Source organism: Shigella sp. FC1544 (assembly GCF_001722145.1).
Taxonomy (GTDB): domain Bacteria; phylum Pseudomonadota; class Gammaproteobacteria; order Enterobacterales; family Enterobacteriaceae; genus Escherichia; species Escherichia coli.
Map to the genome: position 1 here is coordinate 1 of NZ_MECT01000061.1, position 8,912 is coordinate 8,912.

Sequence of the window (8,912 nt, forward strand, 5' to 3'; positions counted from 1 at the left end):
ACGGTTGTGGCGCACGTCTTCGGTGAACGCACTCTGGCCACACTGGAGCGTCTTCTGAGCCTGCTGTCGGCCTTTGAGGTCGTGGTATGGATGACGGATGGCTGGCCGCTGTATGAATCACGCCTGAAGGGAAAGCTGCACGTTATCAGCAAGCGTTACACTCAGCGCATTGAGCGACATAATCTGAATCTGAGACAACATCTGGCAAGGCTGGGACGGAAGTCACTGTCGTTCTCAAAATCGGTGGAGCTGCATGACAAGGTCATCGGGCATTATCTGAACATAAAACACTATCAGTAAGTTGGAGTCATTACCTTTTTGCCGAACCAACGCACTCCCCTTGTATGTTGTTAGGCGTCCATACAGGATTACACGATCAGATTTCTGTTCAGGATATTGGTATCGACAACCTTACCGCAGCGGATGGCCTTGCAGTTGGTCGCGCATCAGGCTTTGTCGGGCGGGCAATGGTGCGTCTGCTGGATGGCTTCTATACCCTTAGCGATCAAGCCATGTATGACATGCTTGGCTGGCTAGCGCAGGAAGAAGGTATTCGTCTTGAACCTTCGGCACTGGCGGGTATGGCCGGACCTCAGCGCGTGTGTGCATCAGTAAGTTACCAACAGATGCACGGTTTCAGCGCAGAACAACTGCGTAATACCACTCATCTGGTGTGGGCGACGGGAGGTGGAATGGTGCCAGAAGAAGAGATGAATCAATATCTGGCAAAAGGCCGTTAATAACGTTTCAACGCAGCATCGCAATCCTTTCCCTGGGTGAGCGATGCTGCCGATGGCGCAGACTTAAGATCCCCGGTCTTACCCGCTATAACCCCCTCCTTTTATCATCACCCAACGCCTTTCGCTGTAAACGGCGGTTTCGCAAACCAAACCAAAACCGTAAGTAAGATAAAAGCAATAGCCGCCATACGGAAAATCTCATTTGCAGAAATAGAAAGTGACTGCTGGGTTATTTCATTATTAATTTCATTAAGAACTCCTGAAAGCGAACCATAATATTTATCCATAATTTGTGACGATGAATTAAACACGGGGTTAAATTGATCGATGGTTGCTGTCAACTGACTATGGTGTAACGATTCGCGTCGTCCCCACAGCGTCATTGTCAACGACGTACCAACTGATCCTGACAAGGTACGAAAAAAATTACTCATACTCGAGGCATTGGCAAATTTATTATCTGGCAAGCCTGAAAACGAAATCGTTGTTAAGGGTAAAAAGAAACAGGCAACGGCGAATCCCTGAAAAAACTGCGGCAAAATGATGCCTGTAAAATCAATCGTTGGCATAAATGTCACAGAACGCCAGTAATAGCAAACCGCATACATCAAAAAACTAAATGTCACTAACAACCGCATGTCTATTTTGTTGCCATAACGTCCTATCAAAGGTGAAATTAATAGTGGCATGATGCCGATGGGCGCATAAGCAAGTCCGGCCCATATCGCATTATACCCCATCGTTTCCTGGAGTAACTGCGGCATAAGGACGATCGCTCCAGAGTAAAATAAATACGCGCATGTGATACTCACAATACCAATGGTGAAGTTACGGGACTTAAACAAACTGAGATCAAGAATCGGGTTCTCTGAGGTCGACTCCCAAATGACTAAAGAGATCAGAGAAATAACTGATACTACTGTTAATATTATTATTGTACTCGAGTTGAACCAATCCAGATCGCGCCCTTTATCAAGCATAATTTGCAAGCCACCAACACCGAGCACTAACAGGGTCAGTCCTGGTAGATTCATTTTGACCGGTGAAGTCTCAGTTTCTCTTCCTTTAAGTAAGGTTAAGCATAATGTCAGGACGATAATCCCCATAGGGACATTGATTAAAAATATCCAACCCCAGCTAAAGTTATCACAAATATAACCGCCCAATATCGGCCCACATATCGGAGCGATAATCACGGTCATTGACCATAATGCCAGAGCAAATGTTCTTTTTTCTGGCGGATAATTCCTTAATAATAAACTCTGTGACAGTGGAATTAACGGCCCCGCCATTAACCCCTGAACGACTCTAAAAAATATCAGCACATCAAGATTGGTCGATAGGCTACACATTAATGAAGACAGCGAAAAAAAGGTTACTGAAAGTAAAAATAATCTTAATTCGCCTATTCTTTGTGCCAACCTGCCAGTAACAGGGATCGCAATGGCATTTGCTACACCAAACGAGGTGATAACCCAGGTGCCTTCGTCTGTTGATGCTCCCAGAAAGCCAGATATTGTCGGTATTGCGACGTTAGAAATAGTGGAATCCAACATTTGCATAAATGTCGCTAATGACAATGCAATAGTGACGCACCATAACGTCCCACCGGTTAATGGTGCCGGAGTTGATTTAGTGATTGCCATTAAAGTTGTCCATTATGCGAAATAATGTTGCTAATTTCTTTTTCTATCGGACTGGTATCGATAACTAAAGCCTTACTGGTATAAGCCGGCATGGAGGTCACGGTTGAAGCCAGCTCAGGCATCTCGGCAATGTCTTCGTTCTTCGTATCAATAGTTGCTGTCATCGATAAACCAATACGCAAGGGATGTTCCATGAGTTCTTTTGGATCAAGAGAAACTTCAACCGGTACACGCTGAACGATTTTGATCCAGTTCCCTGTCGCATTTTGTGCAGGTAATAAGGAGAACGCATTGCCGGTTCCCATATTGATCCCTGTCACCCGACCATGAAACACAACATTTTCACCATAAAGATCGCTGATAATATTGACCGATTGACCAATCCGCACATCCGTGAGTTGTGTTTCTTTAAAGTTGGCATTAACCCACATTTGACGTGCCGGTACGACAGCCATTAACGATTGTCCGGGGCTCACTGTTTCGCCGACCTGAACACTTCTCTGGGCAATATAGCCGGTAACCGGACTCTTAATATCCGTACGTTTAAGCGCCAACCAGGCTTCTTTAGTTGCATCCGCCGCTTCAACGACTTGTGGCTGACGGTTTAATGGTGTGTTCATTACTAAAGCTTTATTCGCTTTATAAGCCTGGATAGCGGCATTCAATGCCGCTTTGCTACTTATTAACGTATCTTTGGTATGCTCCAGCGTTTCTTTTGAAATAACCCCCTGCTTCGCTAACGGCACTCGACGGTTATAATCTTCTAAAGATTGTTGATACTGAATACGTGCTGAAGCGACTTCGGCACTGTATTGTTTATCCTGTAAGTATAGTTTATTCGTTTGCCGAACAATATTTGCCAGATTATTTTTAGCTTTATTGAGTGCGATAGTGGCATCAGTTTTATCCAGTGAAACTAAAATGTCACCTTGTCGAACGTAGTTCGTATCTTTATGATTAACGACAGTGACACTACCTGAGACTTGTGCAGAAATTGGATCTGCATTCCCCGTGACATAGGCGTCATCTGTACTAATCATGTCTTCTAATTCCATTGACCAATAGGCATAGGCACCTGAAAACGCAATAAATAAAACTACCGCCAATAAAGAAAAGTATTTTCTTCTGTTAGAATGTTTTTTATTTGAATTAATCTGTTCCACTATTATCTCTCATTTCTCATAGATGAAATTTATGAATTGAATGAAAAGAGCATTCATTCTTCATATCAAACACAGTGCATGTGTTGCACATTATCCCAGGAACGTTGGAGGCCTAATTTAAATGAGGTGCAAAAAAAACAACAGAGGACTAAACCGTGGCTTTTGCAATACAATTCTTACGCCTGTAGGATTAGTAAGAAGACTTATAGTGCTAACTTGAAACTATAAATCATCGGTACAACCCCTGATTTTATTGTTGACATTTCATTTATGCCGACTATTTATATGGTATACTTGTCGAATTATCTTAAAGGAAGCTCAGATTTTCTTATTTTTATTGAGAAAATGAGATGACGCCTTATGTCTGTATTACTACAGGGAGAAGGGAGATGCTTCATTGCAAAGGGAATAATCTATGAACGCAATAATTATTGATGACCATCCTCTTGCTATCGCAGCAATTCGTAATTTATTGATCAAAAACGATATTGAAATCTTAGCGGAGTTGACTGAAGGGGGAAGCGCCGTTCAGCGGGTGGAAACACTTAAGCCTGATATCGTCATCATTGATGTCGATATCCCCGGAGTTAACGGTATCCAGGTGTTAGAAACGCTGAGGAAGCGCCAATATAGCGGAATTATTATTATTGTCTCCGCTAAAAATGACCATTTTTACGGGAAACATTGTGCTGATGCTGGCGCTAATGGATTCGTGAGTAAAAAAGAAGGCATGAACAATATCATTGCGGCTATTGAAGCTGCAAAAAATGGCTACTGCTATTTCCCCTTCTCTCTCAACCGGTTTGTTGGAAGTTTAACGTCCGACCAGCAAAAACTCGACTCCTTATCGAAACAAGAAATTAGTGTCATGCGGTATATTCTTGATGGCAAGGATAATAATGACATTGCTGAAAAAATGTTCATCAGCAACAAAACTGTCAGCACTTATAAAAGTCGCCTGATGGAAAAATTAGAATGTAAATCACTGATGGATCTTTACACATTCGCGCAACGTAACAAAATCGGCTAATCACATGAAGTTTTTACCCTATTTTTTTCTTCTCTGTTGTGGTCTTTGGTCGACCATAAGTTTCGCAGACGAAGATTACATCGAATATCGTGGCATCAGTAGTAACAACCGTGTCACACTTGATCCAGTACGTCTGAGCAACAAGGAATTACGTTGGTTAGCGAGCAAAAAAAATCTTGTGATTGCAGTACACAAGTCCCAAACGGCTACCTTGTTGCATACCGATTCGCAGCAACGGGTTCGTGGTATTAATGCTGATTATTTAAATCTTTTAAAAAGAGCGTTAAATATCAAATTAACACTCCGGGAATACGCCGATCATCAAAAAGCAATGGACGCGCTGGAAGAAGGTGAAGTCGATATAGTGTTATCACATTTAGTTGATTCGCCACCTCTTAATGATGACATTGCTGCAACCAAACCACTGATAATTACCTTTCCGGCGCTCGTCACCACCCTTCACGATTCAATGCGACCGCTTACCTCATCAAAACCAGTAAATATTGCTCGAGTAGCAAATTATCCCCCTGACGAGGTAATTCATCAATCATTTCCAAAAGCAACAATTATCTCTTTTACAAATTTATATCAGGCATTAGCATCCGTCTCAGCCGGACAGAATGATTACTTTATTGGTAGTAACATCATTACCAGCAGTATGATTTCCCGCTATTTCACTCACTCCTTAAATGTAGTGAAATATTATAACTCACCGCGTCAATATAATTTTTTCTTGACCAGAAAAGAATCTGTCGTTCTTAATGAAGTACTCAATCGATTTGTTGATGCTTTAACAAATGAAGTTCGCTATGAAGTTTCACAAAATTGGCTTGATACAGGAAACCTGGCCTTTCTGAACAAACCATTAGAACTCACTGAACATGAAAAACAGTGGATTAAGCAACATCCCGATTTAAAGGTGCTGGAAAATCCTTACTCTCCTCCCTATTCTATGACGGATGAAAATGGCTCGATTCGGGGCGTTATGGGGGATATTCTTAATATTATTACCTTGCAAACAGGTTTAAATTTTTCTCCGATCACCGTTTCACACAATATCCATGCCGGAACACAGCTTAACCCCGGTGGATGGGATATAATACCTGGCGCTATTTATAGTGAAGATCGAGAAAATAATGTTTCATTTGCAGAAGCTTCCATAACAACGCCATACGTTTTTGTCATGCAAAAAGCACCTGACAGTGAACAAACATTAAAAAAAGGAATGAAAGTTGCCATTCCATATTATTATGAGCTGCATTCGCAATTAAAAGAGATGTATCCGGAGGTTGAGTGGATAAAAGTCGATAACGCCAGCGCTGCATTTCACAAGGTCAAGGAAGGTGAACTTGATGCTCTGGTCGCGACACAGCTAAATTCGCGTTACATGATCGATCATTACTATCCTAATGAACTGTATCATTTTCTTATTCCCGGCGTTCCGAATGCATCGCTTTCGTTCGCTTTTCCTCGCGGAGAACCGGAACTTAAGGATATTATTAATAAAGCACTGAATGCAATTCCCCCAAGCGAAGTTCTGCGCCTGACGGAAAAATGGATTAAAATGCCCAATGTGACCATTGACACATGGGACCTCTATAGCGAGCAATTTTATATTGTTACGACATTATCCGTTTTATTAGTTGGCAGTAGCCTTTTATGGGGATTCTACCTGTTACGCTCAGTTCGTCGTCGTAAAGTCATTCAGGGTGATTTAGAAAACCAAATATCATTCCGAAAAGCACTCTCGGATTCCTTACCAAATCCAACTTATGTTGTAAACTGGCAAGGTAATGTCATTAGTCATAATAGTGCTTTTGAACATTATTTCACTGCGGATTACTACAAAAATGCAATGTTACCATTAGAAAACAGTGACTCACCCTTTAAAGATGTTTTTTCTAATGCGCATGAAGTCACAGCAGAAACGAAAGAAAATCGAACAATATACACACAGGTATTTGAAATTGATAATGGCATCGAGAAAAGATGCATTAATCACTGGCATACATTATGCAATCTGCCAGCCAGCGATCATGCTGTTTATATTTGTGGTTGGCAAGATATTACCGAGACGCGTGATTTAATTCATGCACTCGAAGTAGAGAGAAATAAAGCGATCAATGCAACTGTCGCAAAAAGTCAGTTTCTGGCAACAATGAGTCACGAAATAAGAACACCAATAAGCTCCATTATGGGCTTCCTGGAACTTCTGTCGGGTTCTGGTCTTAGCAAGGAGCAACGGGTGGAGGCGATTTCACTTGCCTACGCCACCGGACAATCACTCCTCGGCTTAATTGGTGAAATCCTTGATGTCGACAAAATTGAATCGGGTAACTATCAACTTCAACCACAATGGGTCGATATCCCTACTTTAGTCCAGAACACTTGTCACTCTTTCGGTGCGATTGCTGCAAGCAAATCGATCGCATTAAGTTGCAGCAGTACATTTCCTGATCATTACCTGGTTAAGATCGACCCTCAGGCGTTTAAGCAGGTCTTATCAAATTTACTGAGCAATGCTCTCAAATTTACCACCGAGGGGGCAGTAAAAATTACGACCTCCCTGGTTCACATTGATGACAACCACGCTGTTATCAAAATGACGATTATGGATTCTGGAAGTGGATTATCGCAGGAAGAACAACAACAACTCTTTAAACGCTACAGCCAAACAAGTGCAGGTCGCCAGCAAACAGGATCTGGCTTAGGCTTAATGATCTGCAAAGAATTAATTAAAAATATGCAGGGCGATTTGTCATTAGAAAGTCATCCAGGCATAGGAACAACATTTACGATCACAATCCCGGTAGAAATTAGCCAGCAAGTGGCGACTGTCGAGGCAAAAGCAGAACACCCCATCACACTACCTGAAAAGTTGAGCATATTAATCGCGGATGATCATCCGACCAACAGGCTATTACTCAAACGCCAGCTAAATCTATTAGGATATGATGTTGATGAAGCCACTGATGGTGTGCAAGCGCTACACAAAATCAGTATGCAACATTATGATCTGCTTATTACTGACGTTAATATGCCGAATATGGATGGTTTTGAGTTGACTCGCAAACTCCGTGAGCAAAATTCTTCCTTACCCATCTGGGGGCTTACAGCCAACGCACAGGCTAACGAACGTGAAAAAGGGTTAAGTTGCGGCATGAACTTATGTTTGTTCAAACCGTTGACCCTGGATGTACTGAAAACACATTTAAGTCAGTTACACCAGGTTGCGCATATTGCACCTCAGTATCGCCACCTTGATATCGAAGCCCTGAAAAATAATACGGCGAACGATCTACAACTGATGCAGGAGATTCTCATCACTTTCCAGCATGAAACGCATAAAGATCTACCCGCTGCGTTTCAAGCACTAGAAGCTGGCGATAACAGAACTTTTCATCAGTGTATTCATCGCATCCACGGTGCGGCTAACATCCTGAATTTGCAAAAGTTGATTAATATTAGCCATCAGTTAGAAATAACACCTGTTTCAGATGACAGTAAGCCTGAAATTCTTCAGTTGCTGAACTCTGTAAAAGAACACATTGCAGAGCTGGACCAGGAGATTGCTGTTTTCTGTCAGAAAAATGACTAAATAGCGGCTCCCACAATGTTCAAATGTGGGAGCTATTTACCAGCACATCTTACATTTATGATGAGAACTCCTGGCGAATTTGTTCCCCATGCTGGTCGAGCGTTGCCGCTCCCGGCATAACATGCGGGTCCGCGCAGCCGCTGATTTTTATCGGATTACCCGGCATCATTATTCCCCCGGCTTCAATCAACATATTTCTCACCTGAGTTTGTGGCAATTTAATGGCCTCAGCCACACTTAATAACGGCGCGACGGGTACACCAACTTCATGTATTCTGGCTAACCAAACTTCAGCTGCCTGCGTTTTTAACGTCCGCTCAATATATTGTTTAAGAATAGCCTGGTTTTGTACGCGTAAAATATTGCTGCTAAATCGGGGATCATTAACCAGTTCCGTAAGCTCCAGTGCCTGGCATAACGCAGAAAAAAGGGTAATGACTCCAACTTACTGATAGTGTTTTATGTTCAGATAATGCCCGATGACCTTGTCATGCAGCTCCACCGATTTTGAGAACGACAGTGACTTCCGTCCCAGCCTTGCCAGATGTTGTCTCAGATTCAGATTATGTCGCTCAATGCGCTGAGTGTAACGCTTGCTGATAACGTGCAGCTTTCCCTTCAGGCGTGATTCATACAGCGGCCAGCCATCCGTCATCCATACCACGACCTCAAAGGCCGACAGCAGGCTCAGAAGACGCTCCAGTGTGGCCAGAGTGCGTTCACCGAAGACGTGCG

At 42.6% G+C, this 8,912-nt stretch carries 4 protein-coding genes and 4 pseudogenes; 4 read left to right on the forward strand and 4 right to left on the reverse strand.

Annotated features, from left to right (window positions below; genetic code table 11):
• Both BGK49_RS04705 and BGK49_RS04710 read left to right on the forward strand, forming a co-directional pair.
• Nucleotides 1-300, forward strand: a pseudogene (locus tag BGK49_RS04705) (IS1-like element IS1X2 family transposase); the annotation flags it as partial.
• Nucleotides 301-308: 8 nt separating this feature from the next.
• Nucleotides 309-740, forward strand: a pseudogene (locus BGK49_RS04710) (pyridoxal-phosphate dependent enzyme); the annotation flags it as partial.
• Between the two features lie 107 nt (nt 741-847).
• Here the strand turns inward: BGK49_RS04710 and emrY are convergent.
• On the reverse strand, nt 848-2,386 hold the full coding sequence (emrY, locus tag BGK49_RS04715) for a multidrug efflux MFS transporter permease subunit EmrY (protein ID WP_001018714.1): 1,539 nt from the start codon (nt 2,384-2,386) through the stop codon (nt 848-850).
• The gene (emrK, locus tag BGK49_RS04720) at nt 2,386-3,549 is read right to left on the reverse strand and encodes a multidrug efflux MFS transporter periplasmic adaptor subunit EmrK (RefSeq protein WP_000435167.1); all 1,164 of its coding nucleotides are present in this window, start codon (nt 3,547-3,549) and stop codon (nt 2,386-2,388) included. Before emrK ends, emrY begins: the two co-directional genes overlap by 1 nt.
• 415 nt (nt 3,550-3,964) lie before the next feature.
• On the opposite strand from emrK, the gene evgA reads away from it, so the two are divergent.
• Nucleotides 3,965-4,579, forward strand: coding sequence for an acid-sensing system DNA-binding response regulator EvgA (gene evgA / locus BGK49_RS04725; protein WP_000991370.1), 615 nt, complete (start codon nt 3,965-3,967; stop codon nt 4,577-4,579).
• 4 nt (nt 4,580-4,583) lie between these two features.
• Nucleotides 4,584-8,177 (forward strand): acid-sensing system histidine kinase EvgS, encoded by a 3,594-nt coding sequence (gene evgS, locus BGK49_RS04730; RefSeq protein WP_075319058.1) that lies wholly within the window; start codon nt 4,584-4,586, stop codon nt 8,175-8,177.
• 55 nt (nt 8,178-8,232) lie between these two features.
• Here the strand turns inward: evgS and BGK49_RS04735 are convergent.
• Both BGK49_RS04735 and BGK49_RS04740 read right to left on the reverse strand, forming a co-directional pair.
• Nucleotides 8,233-8,607, reverse strand: a pseudogene (locus BGK49_RS04735) (CoA transferase); the annotation flags it as partial.
• Nucleotides 8,608-8,622: 15 nt separating this feature from the next.
• Nucleotides 8,623-8,912: pseudogene (locus BGK49_RS04740) on the reverse strand (IS1-like element IS1X2 family transposase); the annotation flags it as partial.

Excerpts from the sequence above, each read along its gene's own strand:
- emrY (WP_001018714.1), bottom strand. The coding sequence starts at position 2,386 with ATGGCAATCACTAAATCAACTCCGGCACCATTAACCGGTGGGACGTTA.
- evgA (WP_000991370.1), top strand. The coding sequence starts at position 3,965 with ATGAACGCAATAATTATTGATGACCATCCTCTTGCTATCGCAGCAATT.
- evgS (WP_075319058.1), top strand. The coding sequence starts at position 4,584 with ATGAAGTTTTTACCCTATTTTTTTCTTCTCTGTTGTGGTCTTTGGTCG.